The 21,245-nt window shown below is 73.3% G+C and carries 20 protein-coding genes; 5 read left to right on the plus strand and 15 right to left on the minus strand.

Annotated elements, in window-relative coordinates; genetic code table 11:
• Positions 1-17: 17 nt before the first annotated feature.
• Genes LO763_RS15205 through LO763_RS15215 form a run of 3 tightly spaced genes read right to left on the minus strand, consistent with a single transcriptional unit; the run spans position 18 to position 3,531 of the window.
• Positions 18-1,133, minus strand: coding sequence for a bifunctional 2-methylcitrate synthase/citrate synthase (locus LO763_RS15205; RefSeq protein ID WP_230603550.1), 1,116 nt, complete (start codon positions 1,131-1,133; stop codon positions 18-20).
• Complete coding sequence (gene prpB / locus LO763_RS15210; protein WP_230603552.1) at positions 1,130-2,035, minus strand: methylisocitrate lyase; 906 nt, start codon at positions 2,033-2,035, stop codon at positions 1,130-1,132. The genes LO763_RS15205 and prpB overlap by 4 nt, the downstream gene beginning before the upstream one ends.
• Complete coding sequence (locus LO763_RS15215) at positions 2,035-3,531, minus strand: MmgE/PrpD family protein (RefSeq protein ID WP_230603554.1); 1,497 nt, start codon at positions 3,529-3,531, stop codon at positions 2,035-2,037. The genes prpB and LO763_RS15215 overlap by 1 nt, the downstream gene beginning before the upstream one ends.
• Before the next feature lie 166 nt (positions 3,532-3,697).
• Here LO763_RS15215 and LO763_RS15220 point away from each other — a divergent pair, with 166 nt between their 5' ends.
• Positions 3,698-5,113, plus strand: a complete 1,416-nt coding sequence (locus tag LO763_RS15220) for a short-chain fatty acyl-CoA regulator family protein (protein ID WP_369432006.1) — start codon at positions 3,698-3,700, stop codon at positions 5,111-5,113.
• Positions 5,114-5,119: 6 nt separating this feature from the next.
• Here the strand turns inward: LO763_RS15220 and rocD are convergent, their stop codons facing one another.
• Genes rocD through tsaD form a run of 3 tightly spaced genes read right to left on the minus strand, consistent with a single transcriptional unit; the run spans position 5,120 to position 7,864 of the window.
• The gene (gene rocD, locus LO763_RS15225; protein ID WP_230603558.1) at positions 5,120-6,322 is read right to left on the minus strand and encodes an ornithine--oxo-acid transaminase; all 1,203 of its coding nucleotides are present in this window, start codon (positions 6,320-6,322) and stop codon (positions 5,120-5,122) included.
• The gene (locus LO763_RS15230; protein ID WP_230603560.1) at positions 6,319-6,717 is read right to left on the minus strand and encodes an acyl-CoA thioesterase; all 399 of its coding nucleotides are present in this window, start codon (positions 6,715-6,717) and stop codon (positions 6,319-6,321) included. Before LO763_RS15230 ends, rocD begins: the two co-directional genes overlap by 4 nt.
• Positions 6,718-6,730: 13 nt before the next feature.
• Positions 6,731-7,864, minus strand: coding sequence for a tRNA (adenosine(37)-N6)-threonylcarbamoyltransferase complex transferase subunit TsaD (tsaD, locus tag LO763_RS15235; protein WP_230603562.1), 1,134 nt, complete (start codon positions 7,862-7,864; stop codon positions 6,731-6,733).
• 222 nt (positions 7,865-8,086) lie between these two features.
• Here tsaD and LO763_RS29875 point away from each other — a divergent pair, with 222 nt between their 5' ends.
• Together LO763_RS29875 and LO763_RS15250 are read left to right on the plus strand one after the other, a co-directional pair.
• Positions 8,087-9,190, plus strand: coding sequence for a CopD family protein (locus tag LO763_RS29875; protein WP_369432000.1), 1,104 nt, complete (start codon positions 8,087-8,089; stop codon positions 9,188-9,190).
• A gap of 37 nt (positions 9,191-9,227) precedes the next feature.
• Positions 9,228-9,770 (plus strand): maleylpyruvate isomerase N-terminal domain-containing protein, encoded by a 543-nt coding sequence (locus LO763_RS15250; protein WP_230785818.1) that lies wholly within the window; start codon positions 9,228-9,230, stop codon positions 9,768-9,770.
• A 45-nt stretch (positions 9,771-9,815) separates the two neighbouring features.
• Here LO763_RS15250 and LO763_RS29880 read toward each other — a convergent pair whose 3' ends face one another.
• Genes LO763_RS29880 through LO763_RS15265 form a run of 3 tightly spaced genes read right to left on the minus strand, consistent with a single transcriptional unit; the run spans position 9,816 to position 12,578 of the window.
• A complete protein-coding gene (locus LO763_RS29880; protein ID WP_230785820.1) occupies positions 9,816-10,379 on the minus strand; it encodes a GNAT family N-acetyltransferase in 564 nt (187 codons plus the stop codon).
• The gene (locus LO763_RS15260) at positions 10,369-11,874 is read right to left on the minus strand and encodes an APC family permease (protein ID WP_230785822.1); all 1,506 of its coding nucleotides are present in this window, start codon (positions 11,872-11,874) and stop codon (positions 10,369-10,371) included. The genes LO763_RS29880 and LO763_RS15260 overlap by 11 nt, the downstream gene beginning before the upstream one ends.
• A 32-nt stretch (positions 11,875-11,906) precedes the next feature.
• On the minus strand, positions 11,907-12,578 hold the full coding sequence (locus LO763_RS15265) for a GOLPH3/VPS74 family protein (RefSeq protein ID WP_230785823.1): 672 nt from the start codon (positions 12,576-12,578) through the stop codon (positions 11,907-11,909).
• Positions 12,579-12,827: 249 nt separating this feature from the next.
• On the opposite strand from LO763_RS15265, the gene LO763_RS15270 reads away from it, so the two are divergent.
• The gene (locus tag LO763_RS15270) at positions 12,828-13,691 is read left to right on the plus strand and encodes an alpha/beta fold hydrolase (protein ID WP_230785826.1); all 864 of its coding nucleotides are present in this window, start codon (positions 12,828-12,830) and stop codon (positions 13,689-13,691) included.
• 23 nt (positions 13,692-13,714) lie between these two features.
• Here LO763_RS15270 and LO763_RS15275 read toward each other — a convergent pair whose 3' ends face one another.
• Entirely contained in the window at positions 13,715-14,122 is a 408-nt protein-coding gene (locus tag LO763_RS15275) for a hypothetical protein (RefSeq protein ID WP_230785828.1), read from the minus strand.
• A 3-nt stretch (positions 14,123-14,125) separates the two neighbouring features.
• Here LO763_RS15275 and LO763_RS15280 point away from each other — a divergent pair, with 3 nt between their 5' ends.
• Positions 14,126-14,623 carry a MarR family winged helix-turn-helix transcriptional regulator gene (locus tag LO763_RS15280; RefSeq protein ID WP_230785829.1) on the plus strand — a complete coding sequence of 166 codons (498 nt, stop codon included), beginning with the start codon at positions 14,126-14,128 and terminating at the stop codon, positions 14,621-14,623.
• A gap of 109 nt (positions 14,624-14,732) precedes the next feature.
• Here LO763_RS15280 and LO763_RS15285 read toward each other — a convergent pair whose 3' ends face one another.
• The 5 genes from LO763_RS15285 to LO763_RS15305 all read right to left on the minus strand — a co-directional run bounded on the left by LO763_RS15285 (position 14,733) and on the right by LO763_RS15305 (position 21,236).
• Complete coding sequence (locus LO763_RS15285; protein WP_369432001.1) at positions 14,733-15,377, minus strand: histidine phosphatase family protein; 645 nt, start codon at positions 15,375-15,377, stop codon at positions 14,733-14,735.
• A 76-nt stretch (positions 15,378-15,453) separates the two neighbouring features.
• On the minus strand, positions 15,454-16,716 hold the full coding sequence (locus tag LO763_RS15290) for an ROK family transcriptional regulator (protein WP_230785831.1): 1,263 nt from the start codon (positions 16,714-16,716) through the stop codon (positions 15,454-15,456).
• Positions 16,717-16,734: 18 nt separating this feature from the next.
• On the minus strand, positions 16,735-19,335 hold the full coding sequence (locus LO763_RS15295; RefSeq protein ID WP_230785833.1) for a beta-galactosidase: 2,601 nt from the start codon (positions 19,333-19,335) through the stop codon (positions 16,735-16,737).
• Complete coding sequence (locus LO763_RS15300; RefSeq protein WP_230785835.1) at positions 19,336-20,265, minus strand: carbohydrate ABC transporter permease; 930 nt, start codon at positions 20,263-20,265, stop codon at positions 19,336-19,338.
• Positions 20,265-21,236 (minus strand): carbohydrate ABC transporter permease, encoded by a 972-nt coding sequence (locus LO763_RS15305; protein WP_230785837.1) that lies wholly within the window; start codon positions 21,234-21,236, stop codon positions 20,265-20,267. The genes LO763_RS15300 and LO763_RS15305 overlap by 1 nt, the downstream gene beginning before the upstream one ends.
• Positions 21,237-21,245: the final 9 nt, after the last annotated feature.

Here is a 21,245-nt window from a genome sequence, read left to right on the forward strand (position 1 = left end):
CTCCGGCGCGGCCCGGTTCACGCCGCGGCCGGGACCTGCCGCTGCCCCGGTCCGGTGTAGGCGCTCAGCGGGCGGATCAGGGCGTTCGCGGCGAGCTGCTCGATGACGTGCGCCGACCAGCCGGTGATGCGGGACATGACGAACAGCGGCGTGAACATCGGGATGTCGAAGCCCATGAGGTGGTAGGCGGGCCCGGCCGGGAAGTCCAGGTTCGGGTGGAGCCCCTTGGCCTCCAGCATCGCCGCCTCGAGCTCCTCGTACATCGCGACCCACCTGCCGCCGTCGACCCGCTCGGCCATGGCCGTGAACGCGGCCTTCATGGTCGGCACCCGCGAGTCCGCGCCCTTGTAGACCCGGTGCCCGAACCCCATGACCTTCTCCTTGGCCGCCAACCGGTCCCGGAGCCAGTCCCGGGCGAGGGCCGGGTCGCCGATCTCGAGCATCATGCGCATGACGGCCTCGTTCGCGCCGCCGTGCAGGGGCCCCTTGAGCGCGCCGATCGCGGCGGTCACGGCCGAGTAGATGTCCGACAGCGTGGACGCGACCACGCGCGCGGTGAACGTGGAGGCGTTGAAGCTGTGCTCGGCGTACAGGATCATCGAGATCTCGAAGCAGCGCAGCACCTCCGGCGCGGGCACCTCTCCGAAGCACATGTGGAAGAAGTTCTGGGTGAAGCCCAGCCCCGCGTCCGGCGGGATGCGGTCCAGGCCCCTGCGGCGCCGGTGGCCGTGGGCGATCACCGTGGGCAGCTTGGCGAACATCGCCTCGGCCTTGGCCCGGTTGGCGGCCGGGCTGTTGTCGTCCTCTGCCGGGTCCTCCGCGCCGAGGCAGCTGACGGCGGTGCGCAGCAGGTCCATCGGGTGGCAGTTGTCCGGGACGCGGTCGATCACGCCGATGGTCGAGCGGGTCACCTCCCGCTGCGCCCGCTCGCGCTCGGTGAAACGCCGCAGCGCGGCCCCGTCGGGCAGCTCGCCGTACCAGATGAGGTGCGCGACCTCCTCGAAGCTCCGCGACGCCGCGAGCTGCTGCACGGGGTAGCCGCGGTAGGTCAGCGAGTTGGTCTCGGGCACGACCTCGGAGATCGCGGTGGTGTCCGCGACCACCCCGGCCAGGCCCTTGCGGATGTCGCTCATGCGTCCCTCCCCGGGATCTGAAAATCGAACAGCTCCTGGTCGAACGCCGCGTAGGAGGCGTAGTCGACCAGCTCGTACAGGCGCGCCCGGGTCTGCATCCGGTCCACCACGGACGCCTGCGTGCCTTCGGCGTTCAGCGTCTCCAGCAGGGTCTCGACCGCGCCCATCGCGGCGCGGAGGCTGCTCACCGGCCAGATGACGGCGTTGTAGCCGAGCTCCTGCAACCGCTCGGCGCCGAGCAGCGGCGAGGCCCCGAACTCGGTCATGTTCGCCAGCAGCGGCACGTCGACCGCCGCGCGGAACGCGGCGAACTCGGCCTCGTCGCGCATCGCCTCGGGGAACACCATGTCCGCCCCGGCGTCCACATAGGCCTTCGCCCGGTCGATGGCGGCGTCCAGGCCCTCGACGGCGCGGGCGTCGGTGCGGGCGCAGACCACGAAGTCGGGGTCGGTGCGGGCCCGCACCGCCGCGGCCACGCGGCGGACCATCTGCTCGACCGGGACGACCTGCTTGCCGTCGAGGTGGCCGCAGCGCTTGGGGTTCACCTGGTCCTCCAGGTGCAGCCCGGCGAGCCCGGCGTCCTCGAACGCGCCGACCGAGCGCGCCACGTTGGACACCTCGCCGAAGCCGGTGTCGGCGTCGACGAGCGTCGGCAGGTCCGTGGCGCGCGCGATCTGCCCGCCCCGCCCGGCCACCTCCGTCAGCGTCGTCAGTCCGATGTCGGGCAGGGCGAGGTCGGCCGCGAGCGCGGCCCCGGAGGCGTAGACGCCGTCGAAGCCGTGGTCGGCGACGGCCCGCGCGGCCAGCGGCGAGAACGCCCCGGGCAGGCGCTGGATCCGCCCCGAGGCCAGGCCCTCGCGCAGTCGGCGGCGCTTGTCGGCGGGCGTGGTGCGCTGCGTCATCAGAAGAGTCCTCCGCGGTTCGGTTCGGTGAGCGCCGGGGCCGAGAGGTTCAACTGCCGGACCTCCTCGGCGTCGAGCCGGTCGAGGCGGCGGGCCAGGTCCAGGAACCGGTCCTGCTCGGCCGCGTCGACCACGCCTTCGGCGAGTCGGCGGAACTTCGCGATGTACTGCTCGCGCCCGAAGGGCCTCGCGCCCCTGGGGTGCGCGTCGGCCACGGCGATCTCGTCCTCGATCCGCGAGCCGTCCTCGAGCGTCACCGTCACCCGGCCCCCGAAGGCCCGCTCATCCGGGTCGGGGTCGTGGTACCGGGCCGTCCACTCCGGATCCTCGACCGTGCGGACCTTGCGCCACAGGCGCACGGTCGACTCCCGGTGCGCCCGTTCAGGAGTGTAGGACCGCTCGTGGTGCCAGTCCCGGTCCTCCAGGGCCACCGCGAAGATGTAGAGGATCGAGTGGTCCAGGGTCTCGCGGCTGGCGTCCGGGTCGGTCTTCTGCGGGTCGTTCGCGCCCGTTCCGATCACGTGGTGCGTGTGGTGGCTCGTGCGGATCACGACCTCCGCGACGCGCGAGAGGTCCCCGATCCGGGGCGCGAGGCGCCGCGCCAGGTCGATGAGCGCCTGGCTCTGGTACTCCGCCGAGTGCTCCTTGGTGTACGTGTCCAGGATGGCGCGCTTGGGCTCCCCGGCCTCGGGCAGCGGCACCTCGTACCGGGCCCCGGGCCCGCCGAGCAGCCGCGCGATCACGCCGTCCTCGCCCTCGTAGACCGGCGAGGGCGCGCCCTCGCCGCGCATGGCCCGGTCGACCGCCTCGACCGCGAGCTTCCCGGCGAACGCGGGGGCGTACGCCTTCCACGACGAGATCGCGCCCTTGCGGCTCTGCCTCGTGGTCGTCGTGGTGTGCAGCGCCTGGCCCACCGCCTGGTACACCGTCTCGGCGTCCAGGCCCAGCAGCGTCCCGATCCCGGCCGCCGCCGAGGGCCCCAGGTGCGCGATGTGGTCGATCCGGTGCTCGTGCAGGCAGATCCCGCGCACCAGGTCCACCTGGACCTCGTACCCGGTCGCGATGCCGCGCACCAGCGCCCGCCCGTCCAGGCCCCGGTGCTGGGCCACCGCCAGGACCGGCGGGATGTTGTCGCCGGGGTGCGAGTAGTCGGCGGCCAGGAACGTGTCGTGGAAGTCGAGCTCGCGCACGGCGACCCCGTTCGCCCACGCCGCCCACTCGGGGGAGACCCGCGGCGCGGGCCCGAGGCCGAACACGCCCGCGCCGGGCCGGTACGGGTGGGCCAGCGCCTGCGCCCGGGCGTTCACCACGGGGGAGCGGGCCAGCGACGCGGCCGCGACCGCCGCGTTGTCGATGACCCGGTTCCCGATCATCTCGGCGACCTCGGGCTCGACCTCCACGGGGTCGGCCGCGACCCGCGCGATCCTCCAGGCGAGCTGCTCCTCGCGGGGCAGCTCCTCCGCGGAGGCGTACGTCCGGACCACATGTGTCTGCAACTGGATCTCCTCGCCCTGCGGCCACCGCCGCGTTCCGTTCCTCTGCCCGAAGGGTAGGTTCACAGTATGCACAGATCCGAATCCCCTTGAAACAGCTGTAAATGTGGTTTCTTGTGGAATTTTTCGGCCGCAGTTGTGAATCTTGTGAAAGGGCGTGGTCATGGCGTTGAAGAAGGCGAAGGTCGGGCTGCGGCTGCGCCGCTTCCGCGAGGAGCAGGGCCTCACCCAGGCCGCGCTGGCCTCGGCGCTGGGCATCTCGACCAGCTACGTCAACCAGATGGAGTCGAACCAGCGGCCCATCACCGGCCCGGTCCTGCTGCGCCTCGCCGAGGTCTACGACGTGGACGTGCAGCGCTTCTCCGCCGCCGAGAGCGACCGGCTGGCCGCGCAGCTGCGCGACGCCCTCGCCGACACCGCCCACGCCGAGCAGGTCCCGCCCTCCGAGACCCGCCAGCTCGCCGAGGGCGCCCCCGAACTCGCGCGCTACGTCGTGGACCTGCACCGCCGCTACCGGCACGCCCTGGAGCGCAACGCCGCCATGAGCGCCGAACTCGACGCCGGGGCCTCGCCCACGGCCTACGAGGAGGTGCGGGACCTGTTCTACGCCAAGCGCAACTACATCCCCGAACTGGACGAGGCCGCCGAGCGGCTCTGCGCCGAGGCCGGCCTCCACCCCGATCCCGTCGGCGGCCTGACGCGGCTGCTGCGCGAGCGCCACGGCACCGCCGTCGCCGACCTCGACCCGGCCGAGCAGGCCCGCACGAAGCGCCGCTTCGACCCCGAGACCCGGGTCCTGCGCCTCTCCGCGCTCCTGAACCCCGCCCAGCGCGCGTTCCAGCTCGCGACCCACCTGGCCCTGACCGGGTTCGCCGACCTCATCGAACCGCAGGTCGCCGCCGCGGACCTGTCAGGGGACGAGGCGCGGGCCCTGGCGCGGGTGGGCCTCGCCAACTACTTCGCCGGGGCCCTGATCCTGCCCTACGGCGCCTTCCACAGGGCCGCCGAGGAACTGCGCTACGACATCGACCTGCTCCAGCGCCGCTTCCACGTCGGCTACGAGACCGTCGCCCACCGCCTGAGCACGCTCCAGCGGCCCGGCGCGCGGGGCGTGCCGTTCTTCTTCGTCCGCGTCGACCGGGCCGGGAACATCTCGAAGCGCCAGTCCGCCACCGACTTCCACTTCTCGCGCGTCGGCGGCACCTGCCCCCTGTGGAACGTCTACGAGGCGTTCTCCCAGCCCGGCGCGGTCCGCACGCAGCTGGCCCAGATGCCGGACGGGCGCGCCTACCTGTGGGTCGCGCGCACCGTCACCAGCAGCTACGGCGGCTTCGGGACGCCCACCAAGACCTTCGCGGTGGGCCTGGGCTGCGACCTCCACCACGCCCACCGCCTGGTCTACGCCGACGGCCTCGACCTGGCGAACCCCGCCGCCCGCACCCCGATCGGGCCCGGGTGCAAGGTGTGCGACCGGGACGGCTGCCCGCAGCGGGCCTTCCCGGCCATCGGCAAGCCGCTGGAGGCGACCGGCCACCGCAGCCGGTTCACCCCCTACCCCTCGACCACCGAGCCCGACCGGGACTGAGCCCGGTCAGCCCCCCATCGCCTCGCGCAGGATCGCGACGCCGCGGTCGATCTCGTCGGGCTCGACCACCAGCGGCGGTGCGATGCGGACGGTCCGGTGGTGGGTCTCCTTGCACAGCAGGCCGTTGCGGGCCGCGCGCTCGCAGACCTCGCGGGCGGTCGGGCCGCCGTCGGCGAGGTCCACGCCCGCCCACAGGCCGCACACCCGCACCGCGTCCACGCGGCTCGGGTCGAGCCCGGCGAGCGCGGCCTCGAGGTGCTTGCCGAGGTCCTGGGCGCGCGCCTGCCACTCGCCGGTGGCGAGCATGGCGACGACCTCGGTCCCGACCGCGGCGGCGAGCGGGTTGCCGCCGAACGTGGACCCGTGGGTGCCGGGCGTGAAGACGTCCATGACCTCGCGGTCGGCCGCGACCGCCGAGACCGGCACGATGCCGCCGCCGAGGGCCTTGCCCAGCAGGTACACGTCGGGGACCACGCCCTCCCGGTCGCATGCGAAGGTGCGCCCGGTGCGGGCCAGGCCCGACTGGATCTCGTCGGCGATCATCAGCACGCCGTTCCGGTCGCAGGCCTCGCGGACCGCGCGCAGGTAGCCGGCCGGCGGGATCAGGACGCCCGCCTCGCCCTGCACCGGCTCGACGAGGACGGCGACCGTGTCGGGCCCGATCGCGGCGGTGAGCGCGTCGGCGTCGCCGTAGGGCACCGAGTCGAACCCGGGCGCGAAGGGCCCGAACCCCTCTCGCGCCGACGGGTCGGAGGAGAAGCCCACGATGGTGGTGGTCCGTCCGTGGAAGTTCCCGTCGAACACGACGATCCGCGCCCGGTCCGCCGCGACGCCCTTGCGCTCGTACCCCCATTTGCGGGCGGCCTTGATCGCGGTCTCGACCGCTTCGGCGCCGGTGTTCATCGGCAGGACGGCGTCCTTGCCGCACAGCTCGGCGAGCCCGGACAGGAACGGCCCCAGCGCGTCGGTGTGGAAGGCCCGCGAGGCGAGGGTGAGCCGGTCGAGCTGGGCCTTCGCGGCCCCGACCAGCCGCGGGTGCCGGTGCCCGAAGTTGACCGCCGAGTACGCGGCGAGCCAGTCGAGGTAGCGGTTCCCCTCGGTGTCGGTGACCCACGCGCCCTCGCCTTCGGCGAGCACCACCGGCAGCGGGTGGTAGTTGTGCGCGCCGTATCGCTCCTCGAGCGCGGTCAGGTCGCTGGATCGGTTCATGGGTGCCCTTTCGGTGTGCTGGTCGGTCGGGCCGGGCCCCAGCCCGGCGGGGGCTCGGCGGCGACCATGTGGAAGGTGCCGCGCACGGCTTCGCGGCGCTCGCCGCTCGGGAGGTCCTCGGCGACCACGACGACCGAGACGGTCATCGAGCGGCGGCCGCGCCGCTCGACCACGGCGGTGGCCTCGACGAGGTCGCCGGGCCGGATCGGCTGGGAGAAGGCGATGCCGTCGGCGCCCGCGCAGACGACGTCGGTGCGGGCCTCGCGGCTCGCGGCCACGAACGCGGCCCGGTCCATCAGCGCCATGGCGGCCCCGCCGAACAGGGTGCCGCGGTGGTTGAGCTGCTCGGGGAACACGACGTCGGCGATCGTCGGGCCCGGTGCCGGTGTCGTCATCGCGGTCGCCTCCTCATGGTCGCGGAACGTGATCCACAGTATGCGCAGCGCGGTTCCCGTTGGAACCGTTGCGGATGTGGTTTCTTGTGGAATTCTCCGGCCGGTGTTGTGAACGTTGTGAAGCCTCGGGGTGCAGCAGCGCGGCGGTGAGCGGCGCGGAGGAGTCGGCGGACAGGCCCGGCGGCGCCCACGGCGCCCCCGCCTCGACCAGCATGGACCCGACGGCGGCGATCATGGCGCCGTTGTCGGTGCACAGCCGCGGCGCCGGGACGCGCAGCGCGATGCCGCGCTCGGCGCACCGCTCCTCGGCGAGCTCGCGCAGCCGCCCGTTCGCGGCCACGCCCCCGGCGATGACGAGCGTGTCCACCCCGTGGTCGGCGCAGGCCGCGACCGCCTTGGCGGTGAGCACGTCGCACACGGCCTCCTGGAACGACGCGGCGATGTCCGCCACCGGCAGCGGCCCCTCGGCCGCCTCGACCCAGCGCGCCACCGCGGACTTCAACCCCGAGAAGGAGAACCCGTACTGCCCGACGGCGGCACGCGGGAACCGGATCGCATCCGGGTCGCCGCCGAGGGCCGCCCTCGCGAGCGCGGGCCCGCCCGGATACCCCAGCCCCAGCAGCCGGGCGACCTTGTCGAAGGCCTCCCCGGCCGCGTCGTCGGCGGTGTCGCCCAGGTGCTCGATCGGGTCCCGGGCCAGGTCCCCGAGCATGAGCAGCGAGGTGTGCCCGCCCGAGACGACCAGGCCGACGCTCCGCTCGGGCAGCGGCCCGTGCTCGAGCGTGTCGGCGGCGACGTGCCCGGCGAGGTGGTGCACGCCGATCAGCGGCGCGCCCAGGGCGAGCGCGTACGCCTTCGCGGCGGCGATCCCCACCGTGAGCGCGGTCGCCAGGCCGGGCCCGGCGGTCACCGCGACCGCGTCCACGTCGCCCTTCCCCAGCCCGGCGCGCTCCAGCGCGGTCCGCACGGCCGGGACCATCGACTCCAGGTGCGCGCGGGCCGCGACCTCGGGCACGATCCCGCCGAACCGCGCGTGCCGGTCCATGCTCGTGGCCGTGCACTCGCCCAGCAGCCTTCCGTCCGCGACGAGCCCGACGCCGGTCTCGTCGCACGAGGACTCGATCCCGAGGACCACCGCGCCGCTCATGCGGACGCCCCCTTTAGGCCCGCCCGCGCCCTGCCGGCACTCCGCGTCTCCGCCTCCACTGGCCCGTCCTCTCGCCCCGCCGGTCACTGCGCACCGATCCTACTATTGCAACCGTGTTGCAATAAGGGACGGGAGCGGCGAGCGGCGCCGCTCACCTCGGCACGGAGGAACTCCGTGCTCCATAAATATTGATTCATATAGATTCTTTGAGATAATGGGAGCGTGACCACCTCTTCCCGCCCGCGCCTCTCGGCCCTGGCGGCGCTGGCCGCCCTCGCTCTGCTGCTCGCCCCCGCCGCGCCCGCGCACGCGGCCCTGATCCCCACCGGCCACCAGGCGCTCGCCGAGGCCTCCGGCGCCGACGCGGCGCCGCACGCCCCCTGGCCCGCGATGGCCGCCGCCGCCCTCCACTACACCGGGCTGCTCCTGTTCACCGGCCTCCTGTGCTTCAAGGCCGCCATCGCCCGCGGCGACTGGCCGCCGCGCCCGCGCCACCGGCTCCTGCGCGCCTCGGGCGCCGCCGCGATCGCCGCGGCCGCCCTCGCCGTCCCCCTCGGCGCCCTCGACGCCGCCGGGCTCGCGCCGACCCGGATCGCGGACACCGCGGCCTGGCGCGACCTCGTCCGGCCCGAACCGGTCCTCGTCGCCGCCCTCACGGTCCTCGGCGTCACCGCCGCCTACTGGTGCTTCACCCGCACCGCCGCCCGCTGGTTCCGCCCGGCCGCCCTCGCCTCCGCCTCGCTCGCCCTCGCGGCGCCGGTCCTCACCGGGCACACGCGCTCCTTCGAACCCGGCTGGCTCATGGCCGCCGCCGACCTGGTCCACCTGCTCGCAGGCGCGGTCTGGGTCGGCGGCCTCGCCGGGCTCCTCGTCCTGCTCCGCGCGGCGCACGCCGAGCGCCCCGCCGTCGACGCCGCCACCGCCGCCCGGGTCGTCGCGCGGTTCTCCTCCTGGGCCGGGGCGACCGTGGCCGCCCTCGGCGCGAGCGGCCTCGTCATGGCCCTGGTGATCCACCGCTCCTGGTCCGGCCTCCTCGGCTCCGACCACGGCGTCGCGCTCCTGGCGAAGCTCGACCTCGTCGCCGTCGCCCTGGCGCTGGCGGCGTGGAACCGGTACCTGCTGGTGCCCGCCGTCCGCCGGAGCCCGGGGGAGCGGGCGGGCCTGCGCCGCCTGCGCCGCGTCCTCCTCGCCGAGGCCGCCGCGGTCGCCCTCGCCGCGGCCGTGACGGGGGCCCTGGTCAACCTCAGCCCCGCCGCACCCGCGTCCATCGGCGACCACACCTCGATCGAGCACCACATGGCAACCGCGCCAGCGCATGTCGACTGAGATGGAACCGCGGCCGCGGCCTCGGTACGATGTGGCCATGACCACCGATCGGGCCGAACTGCTCAACGTCCTGCGCATCGCGACGCACCGCCTGGTCGTCGCGGTCGAGCGCATGTCCGAAGCGGAGGCCGCCGAGCCCTCGCTCCTGCCCGGCTGGACGCGCGGCCACGTCGTCACCCACGTCGCCAGGAACGCCGACGCCCTGCGCAACCTCCTCGCCTGGGCGCGCACCGGCGTCGAGACCCCCGCCTACCGGCGGCAGTCGCAGCGCGACGCCGACATCGAGGAGGGCGCCGGCCGCTCGGTCGACGACCTGCGCGACGACGTCGCCGAGACCGGCGAGGCCTTCGCCGCCGAGGCCGAGATGCTGACCGACGCCGCCTGGCAGCAGGAGGTGCGCGTCCTCGACGGCCCCCTGTTCCGCGCCGCCCTGATCCTGCCGCGCCGCCTCACCGAGGTCGAACTGCACCACACCGACCTCGGCCTCGGCTACAAGGCCGCCGACTGGACCCCGCGGTTCGCCGCGCTGCGCCTGCCCGACCCGATGGCCTCCTGGCGCGAGGAGCGCAAGGCCTGGTGAACGCGGACGGCCCCGGCCGTGGAGGCCGGGACCGTCCGCCGCCGTTCAGCGCGCCGGGTGGCGCCACATCGGGTACAGCGCCGGGCCGTCCTTCTCGAGGTGGAACGGCCGCGCGTGGGTCCGGTACCCCAGGGTCCCGTAGAGCGCGGCGGTCTCGGGCGACACGGCCTCCAGGTACGCCGAGGTCCCCTCGCGGTCGAGCTCCGCGTGGACCTCGTTCAGCATCGCCGTCGCCAGGCCCCGGCCGCGCCGGTCCTCCCGGACCCCGACCAGCGCCACGTACACGTGCGGCTCCGACGGGTGGTGGTGCTCCATGAGCTTGTCGAGGTGGGCGAAGCGCTCGATGTGCGCGCCGCAGGCGGCGCGCAGCCGCTCGTCGTAGTCGGGGATCGGCGCGGGCGGCGTCGTGTGGTCGAACCAGACCACCGCCCCGTCGAGGTCGCCCGCGGTGGCGATCCCGCCGTGCGCCAGGGCGTGCTCGGCCAGGATCGTGAACTGCCCCAGGATCGCCTTGCGGCGCTCGTCGACGTCGGCCACGAGCCACTTCGCGCTCGGCAGGTCCAGGAACGCCTCGGTCAGGAGGCCTGCGACCTTCGCGCTATCGACCACGGGCCACCTCCGGGGAGGCCTCGACGCCCCCGGTGCTCTGGACGAGGGTCGCCTTGGCGCCGTAGCCGATCCCCGCGTACACCTCGGGCCTGGCGCGCTTGAGGTACGCGGCCCAGCCCGCGCCCAGGAGCGCGAGCGCCGCGAACAGGATCGGCACCAGGCGCGGCAGCAGCGAGCCCTTCTCGACGCCCAGGAGCGTGTGGAAGTGGATGACCGACAGGTACAGCACGCCCGCGAGCGCGACGCACGCCAGGACCGGGGCGACCCTCGTGTGCCACGTCGACTCCCCGCGCTGGTCGCGCCAGAAGTAGACGGCCACGGCCACCGCGCACGCGGTGATGAGCGCGAGCAGGCCGATGCCGGCCGCGGTGCCCAGGTAGAAGAACAGGTGCGTCAGCGGGTCGAGGCCGAGCACGGCCCACAGCGCGATCACGATGCCGCCCACGGCGGTCTGCGTCAGCGAGGCCGCGACCGGGGCGCAGGCGCGCACCGAGGTGCGCCCGAGCCGCGCGGTGACGACCTGCTCGCGCCCGAGGGCGAACAGGTAGCGGGCCGTGGTGTTGTGGAAGGAGAGCGCGGCGGCGGTGACCGAGGTCAGCAGCAGCACCTCGCCGATGGTGACCCACGCGCCGCCGAGCTGGTCGCCCGCCAGGGCGAACATGAGCCCGGAGGGGTCGGCCGAGGCGGCGGCGACCACGTCGTCCTCGCCCACGGCGGTGATGATCGACCACGACGCGGTGATGTAGATGAACGCCAGGATGCCGACGGTGGCGATGGTGGCCCGGGCGACGGTGCGGCGCCGGTCGCGCGCCTCCTCGCCGTACACCGTGGGCGACTCGAAGCCGATGAAGCCGACGACCGCGAGCGCCAGCACGGCGCCCGCCGCCTCGCCGCCGAAGGACCCGGGCGACAGGGGGGCGAGCGAGAGGCCGTCGGCCGCGTTCATGAAGTTGGAGGCGCTGAACAGCAGGATCACCGCGATCTCGACCATGAGGAGCACGGCGAGCACCTTCGCGTTGATGTCCACCGCGCGCGTGCCCAGCAGTCCGATCAGGAGCCAGGCGACCAGCGCGGCGGCCCACCACGGCACGGTGAGGCCGATGCGGTCCATGACGCCCTCGGCGGTGACGCCGAGCAGGCCGTACAGGCAGGCCTGCATGGCGCAGTACGAGGTCGCCGCGACCCAGGCCGCCGCGACGCCGGGGATGCGGCCCAGGCCCCGGGCGATGAACGCGTACATCGCGCCCGCGTTGGTGATGTGCCGGGACATGGTCGTGTAGCCCACGCTGAACAGCCACAGGCAGGCGGCGATCACGATGTAGCCCAGGGGGATGCCGATCTGGCCGGCGACGGCGAACATGACCACGACGCCGCCGGCGATGACCGTGAGCGGGGTGGCGGCGGTGAGCGAGAAGTGGAGCAGGCTGAAGGTGCCGAGCTTGTCGTGGGCCAGGGTCGACCTGACCGCGCTGGGCGGGGCTGACGGGGTGGACATGGAGGTGGTCGCTCCTTAAGGGATGAAGGGACTCAGAGGTTGCCGGTGATGGCGGTGGCCGCCACCGCGGCGGCGAGGTGCCCGTGCAGGGCTTGCAGGGGCGCGGGGAGGGAGCGCGTGTGCGACCGGGCGTAGTCGCGCGCGCCGTAGGGGGTCTGGGAGTACAGGGACCTGGACAGCCCGACGGCTTCGGTGAGCGCGACGAGGAACGCGTCGGGCAGCGGCATGCGCTGTTCCATCGAGGTCAGGTGCCGGCGGATGCGGGCCAAGGGCGCCTGGGCGATGAAGGCGTCGACCGGCTCGTAGGAGACCTGGGACGCCTTGCGCCAGCGGGATCGCCGCTCGGTGCGGTGCATCAGCCCGGTCGTGACCATGTGGTCGGCGGTCTTGGAGTACAGGTCGGAGACGGCGAGGAACTCGAGCCACTCGGGCACGGGGAGCGGCTCGGGTTCGGCGCGCACGAGCTCGGTCAGCCACAGCCCCAGGGAGTCCGCGGGCGGTGCGACGCCGATGTCGCGGGGCGCGAGCCGGGACCCGTCCTCGGGCCGGACCGCGACGTGGCCGGAGAGCACGAGCTCGGCGACGAGCGCCGCGCCGATGCCGAGCTCGGCCACCCGCGGCGCTACGGCGGGTTTGTAGAAGTCGTGGTGTGAGGTGATCAGCAGCGCGTCGTAGACGAGTCTGGGGGTGGGTGCGTCGGGCACCGGGGGTAGTCCTTCCTATACAGGGCGATTCATCCGAGAACCATACCGTTGCCCTATCCACCACTCCATATCGGTATTGCAGATGATTTGCAATGATCGCTGCCGGGGTGCGTCCGGTGCCCGAAAGTCCTGCGTGCCATGGGTGAACGCCCGCTCACATTGCGTCGGGCGGGCGGTGTGGCGGGCCGTGCGCTCGGAATTCGCCCGTACCCGTGTCGCCCCGCAGTGATCTTGGGGAAGAATGCATACATGTTCGAAGGATTCACCGAATGGGACATCGAGGTGTCCCCTGGGATCACGCTCCACGGCCGCTCCGGCGGCTCGGGTCCCGCTTTGGTGCTGCTGCACGGGCATCCGCGCACGCACGCGACCTGGCACCGCGTCGCGCCCGTCCTCGCCGCGCAGGGCCGCACGATCGTCTGCCCCGATCTGCGCGGCTACGGCCGCTCCAGCAAGCCCGAACCCGACGCCGAGCACCGCGTGTACGCCGACCGCGCCATGGCCGGCGACGTCGTCGAGCTCATGGCCGCCCTCGGGCACCGCGAGTTCGCCGTCGTCGGCCACGACCGCGGCGCCTACGTCGCCTACCGCACCGCGCTCGACCACCCCGACCGCGTGAGCGCCCTCGCCGTGTGCGACGGCGTCCCGATCCTCGAGGCCCTGGAGCGCGCCGACGCCCGCTTCGCCGCCAAGTGGTGGCACTGGTTCTTCTACGGCTCCTCGCCGCACGCCGAGCGCGTCATCACCGCCGACCCGCTGGCCTGGTACCGGCCGGACGTCGTCTCCATGGGCGGGGCCAACTACAAGGACATGGTCGAGGCCGTGACCGACCCGCTCACGGTGCGCGCCATGCTGGAGGACTACCGCGCCGGGCTCACCGTCGACCGCGCGAACGACGAGGCCGACCGCGAGGCGGGGCGCCGCATCCAGGCCCCCGTGCTCGTCATGTGGTCCTGGCGCGACGACATGGGGGAGCTGTACGTCGACCCGGCCGCGATCTGGGAGCCCTGGTGCGAGCAGCCGGTGCGCCAGGCGGTCGTCCAGTCCGGGCACCACATGGCCGAGGAGGCCCCCGACCAGGTCGCCGAGTTCCTCGCCGACTTCCTGATCTGAGGCCGCCGATCCGTTGCGCCGCCTCAGGTCCAGCGGACGGCCACGGTCGAGGCGATCGCGGCGACGGCCCAGACCAGCGGGCCGGAGAGTCCTCCGATGAGGTCGACGTGTCCGGGCAGCACCATCACGGCCACGAAGGCGGCGTCGACGAGGCCGAGGACGACGAGGTTGAGCCAGTAGCCGAAGCGGTCGTTGACGCGGTTGAGGAACCAGCCGACCGCGATGGCCTGAGCGCCGAAGACGGCGGCGCAGATGAAGAACATCAAGCTCTCGGCCTCCAGCTCGCCGGCGGCGCCCTCGGCGATCTTGGGGACCGCCATGGCGGTCCCCAGCCCCAGGTGGAGCAGCCCCCACAGGACATAAGCGGCGGCACCGACCCGAGCTGAAAGGGAGTGCCGGCGGACGGGCGTGGCTTGCGCAGTATGATTCACGACGTGAAAGATACACGACGTGTACTACCGCTGGAGGCCGCTCGTCCCGAGGACGCGATCGCCGCCGCGCTGTCGGCCACCCGCCTGCTCCACTCGGCGACCGAGGCGCTCTTCGACGCCGCGGCCGAGCGCTACGGCATCAACCGGAACGACCTGCGCTGCCTGGAGATCCTCGAGCGGGAGGGGCCGCTGCGGCCCGGTCGGCTGGCCCAGGCCAGCGGCCTGAGCCCGGCGGCCATCACCAAGGTGCTCGACCGGCTCGAACAGGCCGGCTACATCACGCGCTCGGGCGAGGAGACGGATCGGCGGACCCGGCAGGTGCGGACCTCCGACCGTCACGTCCGCGTCCGCCGCGACACCTGGCGGCCGGTGGTCGCCGCCGCGACGGACGCCTTGGCCCCGCTGAGCGAGCAGCAGCTCCAGGTGCTCACCGCCGCCCTCACCGACCTCGCCGAGGCCAACCGCCGGAGCGCCCGGCACCTGAGGGCGGACGCCGGGTAGGCCTCGGAGCCTCCTCGAAGGGCGCCGCGTCCATGCGCCGGGACTTCACCGTCCTTGCCACTGCCGTCGTACGCCGCCGCGCTGATCGCTCTGGTCGCCTGGACACGAGTCACTCTGGGCCGTCGACGGCGTCGAGATGGCGGGTGTCGCCGAGGCGGATGACGCGGCGGCTGCGGTAGAAGTCGTCCTCGTGCAGCGTGGTGATGCTGCCGGAGCGGGCCTGGAACAGCACGTAGCCGAGTGAGTCGATCGGCATCTTGATCCAGGACGCGACGACGAACGTCAGGGCGAATCCGTGTGTGACGATGATCTGGTGCTCGCACCGACGCCGGAGGATCTCGTCCATGGCCTCGTCGATGCGCTGCGCGAGCGAAATATTGGATTCGGCGCCGGGGACTCCCTGATCATGGTCCATCCGGTCCCCGACCGCCGGCGGCGGGATGAACCGCTCGTCCAGCCACGCCTGCGGCCGCCCTTCCGCCTCGCCGAAGGACTTCTCCCGCAGCCGCCGATCCAGGATCGGTGCGACGCCGAACCGTTCGGCGATCGCCTCGGCCGTCTGACCGGTGCGCCGCAGGTCCGAGGAGAACAGCTCCACCTCGGCGTCCGCGGGGATCATCGCTCGCAGCGCCCGACCGATCGAGCGGGCCGCGCGGATGCCCGTGGGCGTGAGCTCGGAGTCGTGCCATCCACCGACCACCCCCTCGACGTGATGCGTCGCTTCAGGATGGGTGACGACGTGAACTGTGCGCACCGGAACCGGCCTTTCTCCTCGACGGGCCCGCCCGACACTAGAGCATCCGTGACCGCCCGGTCCGGCCGCTCGGGGCTCACAGCGCGGTCGGGACCCTCGTGGTCACCAGGCCCACGTCGCCGAGGAACCGCTCCAGGGCGATCGTGGCGATGCCGGTCGCGACCGAGTTGCCGCGCACGGTGGACACCTCGATCGCCAGGCCCGCCGCCGCGTCCCCGGGGGACTCCTCGCCCACCCGGCGCCGCACGTCCGGCACGAGGTGGCCGCCCAGGGCCCACGCCGTCCAGCCGGTCAGCGTGATCATCTCGGGGTTGACGATGGCCACGAGGTCGGCGATCGCCGACCCGAGGTAGCGCGCGGTGCGTTCGATCGTCTCGGTCACGGCCGGGTCGGGCGAGGGCGGCTCCAGCGCCGCGGCCAGCGCCCCGATGAACTCGCGCTGCGTGGTCCCGGCGGCGAGCGGATGCCCGGGGTCGATCTCGGCGAGCGTCTGCCGGATGCCCTCCGCGCCGACGTACGCCTCGACGCACCCCCTCCGCCCGCAACGGCACCGGCGCCCCTCGAAGGCGAGGAGGCTGTGGCCCCACTCGCCCGCGAAGTTCGTGGCCCCGCGCAGGATCGTCCCTTCGAGGACGATCCCCGCGCCCACGCCCGTGCCGAGGTTGACCGTGATCATGCTGGCGTGCCGCCGCCCCTCCCCGAACCACAGCTCCGCCGTGGCGATCGCCTTGAGCGGGTTGTCGACGACGATCGGCAGGCCGAGGCGCTCGCGCAGCCGGTCGACGTGCGACCAGGCCGCGTCCGGCGCCGCCGCCCCGCCCCAGCCCGCCATCCCGCCGGGCAGCGAGATGCCCACGCCGAGCACGTCCTCCCGGGAGGCGCCCGCGCGCCCGGCCGCGCCCGTCCCCGGCGCACTGCTTTCCAGGGCACTGTTCTCCAACGCGCGGTCGAGCACGCCGACGATGTGGTCGACCACCCGGTCGGCGTCGTCGTGCTCGTCGGTGGCGACCTCGGCGGAGGCCAGCTCGTCGAGCGCCGCGTCGAACACGGTCGCCCTGACGTAGGTCTCCGCGACGTCGACGCCGACGATCCGCCCCCGGTCCCCGTTGAGCCGCAGCGTGGTCGTGGGCCGCCCGACGCGGCCGCCGGTCCGCCGGGCCTCGGTCGCGAGCCCCCCTTCGAGGAGGTCGCTCACCACGGTGGCGACCGTGGCGCTGCTCAGGCCCGTGGTGCCGACCAGGTCGTTCCGGCTCGCCTCGCCCGCCAGCAGCAGCGCGTGCAGGACGTCGAGTCGCGATTCGCTGCGGATGTCACGTGAGGTGCGCCGGGTGACGGCCATGTCGGCTCCAGGTTCGATCTATTCGGGGGCGGGTGCGGCGGTCACGCGCTCCAGGCGCGGCCGACCGTCTCCAATGGTCCCTCGGACGAGCAGGCGCACGCCACCCGCGTTCCACGCGCCCGGCAGCCAGAGCCGGCCCGGGTCCCCGCCGGTGAACCGCGGCCGGTTCGCGTCCTCCAGCCAGACGCGGCCCAGCAGCTCCCCGTGCGCGAACGCGCTGACGCGCACCCGACCGCCCTCGAACCGCAGCGAGCGCCCGCCCGGGGGCACCGGCACGTCGAGCCAGACCTCTTCGCCCGCATCGAGTTCGAGCGGCAGCTCGACCTCCTCGCCCCGGCACTCCCGCCCGGCGAGTCCGATGAGGGCGGTGTCGGGCTGCGGCTCGACCCGCCAGTCCCGCACGGCCTCGAGGCGCAGCAGCGTCGCGGCCCCGCCCGAACCGGGCCAGTGCGGCGCGGTGACGGCCACCTCCCGGCCCTCGCCGGGGGCCAGGTGCACCCACGGGTCGTCCGGGCCGACGACGCGGACGTCGCCGTCGACCGCGACCTCGCACGGCCGCTCCAGCCCGTCCAGGTGCAGCGCGTGGTGGCCCGTCCCGTCCACCGGCAGGGAGCGCCGGTAGGTCGCGGGCCTGCCGATCCGGGTGCTGCTCCACCCGCCGAGGGTGCGCAGCGGCGCCGGGTCCCCGGCCCACTGCTCCCCGCCGTCGACGGTCCACAGCGCGGTGACGTCCTCGCATCCGGCCACCGACCAGACGCGGCCGAGGCCGCGCAGCGACCCGATCGCCAGGCCCGGCAGGCGCGGGTCGTCGAAGTTCGCGTGGCCCCAGGTCTCGACCACGGCCTCGAACCGCTCGGCGCCCGCGACCGGCACGCGCACGGTGGCGCCGAACCGGGCGAACACCGCCGCGGCCCGGCCGTCGAGCGCGACGTCGACGATGTCGCCCGCGCCCTCGACCAGCAGCTCCTCCGCACCCGCGACCGACGCTTCGTAGTGCGTGCGCCCACGCAGGACCCCCACGGCCTCGGAGGCCGGCGGCAGCCCGTGCGCCTCCGTCTCGCCCGAGCGCGTCTCCAGGTCGAGGCGGACCGCCCTCGTGAGCGCCTCCGGCTCACCGGTGACGGCGCCGGGCGCGACCGGCCCGTCCGGGCCGTGCACGTCCTCCGGGTGGCGGACCACGACCTCCCACCGGTCCCCGCGGCTCTCCACCACGCGCCTTGCGGGCGCACCGGGTTCCGGCGCGTCCAGTTCGGCGACCGCCACGCCGCCCGCGCCTTCGAGCGCGACCGTGCTCGGCCCGCGAGCCGCGAACTCGAGTCCCGCCGGGCCCGCGCCGACCAGGTCGGCCGAGGCCAGCCGCAGCGTCCCCGGCAGGCCGAACCGCTCCAGCGGCAGGTCCCGCACCAGCAGCAGGCACGAGGACGGCGGCAGGGCGATCCTCAAGTCCCGCAAGCCGTCCCGGCCCTTGACGACGGCCGTCCCGGCCTCGTCGCCCAGGTTCGGCACGCCCGTGACCGTCCCGCCGCCGTCGAGCACCAGCTTCGACGTGGAGGCCGCGGTCGGCACCGTCGCCTCCGCGACGTCGTCCGCCTCCACCGCGGAGGCCCGCGCCAGGGCCGGGCCGAGCGTCCGCGTGAACGCGGTCAGGACGCGCGCCTCGGCGGTCTCCGCCCGCGCCTCGCCCACCGGCGACAGGTACCCGCCGAAGTCGTAGTCGTGGGTCATGAACCCGCCCGGGTCGCCCCAGTTCCCGACTGACGGCGTGTACCCGAGGTCGAAGCCCGAGGCCTGGAGGTACGGCGCCAGCAGGGTCGCGCCGCTGACGAGCAGGCGCCGCAGCGTGGCGTGGCGCCGGTTGGTCTCGGTGACCAGCAGCGGCAGGCCCCGATCGGCCGCAAGGCCGGCGTAGCGGCGCACCTCGGGCTCGATGAACGCGGACCGGTCGTCCGGGTAGAAGTTGAACGCGGGGCAGACCCCCTCGACGCCGCCGGTCGCGCCGACCAGGTCGCCCTGGCCGGCGCACGCGATGAGCGGCACCTCGACGCCGTGCCCGACCGCCATGTCCCGCAGGGCGCTCATGTACGCGTGCCGGTCGCGGGTGTCGAAGAAGTCGAGCTCGTTCTCCAGCTGCACCGCCACGACGCTCCCGCCGCGGCCCCACTGGCGCTCCGCGAGGATCGGCATGGCCCGGTCGAACCAGGCCCGCACGTGGCCGAGGAAGCGCGGCTCGGCCTGGCGCAGCCCGGTCCCGGCCTCCAGGCCGAGCCAGGCGGGCAGGGCCCCGCCGTCCCATTCGGAGCAGATGTAGGGGCCGGGCCGGGCGACGACCGCCAGGCCGGCCTCGTGCGCGAGGTCGAGGAACGCCCCCACGTCGCGCCGCCCCTCGAAGTCCCACACGCCCGGCGCGGTCTCGTGGAAGTTCCACGGCAGGTAGACGTCGATCGCGTGGTACCCGGTCGCGCGGACCTGCGCGAGCCGGGCCTCCCAGACCTCCCGCGGCAGGCGGAAGTAGAACAGGGAGGCGCACAGCAGGGCCTCCTCGCGTCCGTCGATCACGAGCCCGGTGGGGCCGAGCTTCACAGTGCCCTTCACGGCGGCCGCTGTGGACAGGTCGCTCACTTACTTCACTCCCGCACTTCCGCCTTGGAGGTTCATCTCGTAGAGGTACTTCTGGCCGAGGTAGTAGATCGCGATCATCGGCAGCGTCAGGATGATCGAGCCGACCATCACCAGGTTCCACGGCGGCAGCTGCATCGCGTTGCTGGTGCTCGTCATGTACTGGAGGCCGAGCGCGAGCGGCATCGACTCCTCGGAGTTGAGGTAGATGAGCGGGCCCATGAAGTCGCCCCACGCGAACGTGAGCGTGAAGATCGCGATCGCGGTGAGGATCGGCCACATCATCGGCAGGATGATCCGGCGGTAGACGCCGAAGTAGCCGAGCCCGTCCATCTGCGCCGCCTCGTCCAGCTCCCCGGAGATCCGGGAGACGAACTGCCGCACCAGGAACACGTTGAACGCGTTGGTGAAGAAGTTCGGGATGATCAGCGGCAGGTAGGTGTTCACCCAGCCGAGCTCCTTGAACAGCAGGAACTGCGGGATCATCGTGATCTGCGCGGGGATCATCATCGTGGCGAGCACGATGATGAACATGACGCCCTTGCCCGGGGCCCGCAGCCGCGCGAACGCGTAGCCCACGAGCGAGGACGAGAGCACCTGGCCCACCGCCGACAGGGTCGCGATGAGGACCGAGTTGAGGACGAAGCGGCCCACGGGCAGCCCCGTCGCGGTGAACACGGCCGTGAAGTTCGACCACTCGAACTCGGTGGGGAGGACCGTGAACGCGTTCTGCGCGCTGGTCTGGTCGCTCGCCAGCGAGATCGAGATCATGAGCACGAACGGCACGAAGAACAGCGCCGAGACCACGAGCAGCACCGCGTAGGTGGCGGGCGAGGCCTTGAACACCGAGAGCGTGCGCTTGCCGGGGTCGCCCTCGGCCCTGCGGCCCCCGGGGCCGGCCGCCTGCTCGGGAGCGGGTGTGGCGACGGCCATCAGCGCACCTCCGTCTCGTAGAAGACCCATTTGCGGGCCGTGCGGAACGCGATCAGGGTGAACACCAGGATCACGATGAAGAGCAGCCAGGCGACCGCCGAGGCGTAACCGAAGTGGTAGAAGGAGAACGCCTCCTGGAACAGGAGGGTCACCATCATCTGGCTGGCGTTGTCCGGCCCGCCGACGTTGCCGCCGGGCGCGAGGATGTAGACCTGCGAGAAGATCTGGAACGCCCCGATGAGCCCCATGATGAGGTTGAAGAAGATCACGGGGGTGATCTGCGGGAACGTGACCGCCCAGAACTGGCGCCAGGGGCTGGCGCCGTCGATCTCGGCGGCCTCGTAGAGCTCGCGCGGGATGCCGTTCATCGCCGAGAGCAGCAGCACCGTCGCGCCGCCCGCGCCCCACACGGACAGGATGATCAGGGCCGGTTTGATCCACGTGGCGCTCAGGAGCCACTCGGGCCCGTCGATCCCGACCCAGCCGAGCAGGTCGTTGAGCGGGCCGGACGGGGCGAGGACCATCTTGAAGACCATCGCCGTCGCCACGAGCGGGACGAGCGTGGGCAGGTAGATGAACGTGCGGAACAGCTTGCGCCCCTTCACCTGCTTGTTGAGCAGGTTGGCGAGCCACACGCCGATGACCAGGCCGAGCGGGACCGAGATCGCCGCGAAGTAGAAGGTGTTCCAGAGCGCCTTCCAGAAGACCGGGTCCTCGGTGAGCGCCTTCGCGTAGTTCTCCAGGCCGACCCATTCGGGCGGCGTGAACGAGTCCCACTCCGTCAGCGAGATGTAGACGGAGGCGATCATGGGCCCGAGGAGGAACCCGACGAACCCGATCAGCCACGGCGAGATGAAGAGCCAGAAGTAGAGGGCCTCCTTCCTGCGGCGCGGGGACATCTTGGTGCGGCGCCTCCCGGCGCGGCGCGCGGGGCGCGCCGCACCGGGGGCTTCGTCGACGGTGGTCGTCATCGGGGCCGC

This window comes from Glycomyces amatae, assembly GCF_020991375.1.
GTDB lineage: Bacteria > Actinomycetota > Actinomycetes > Mycobacteriales > Micromonosporaceae > Glycomyces > Glycomyces amatae.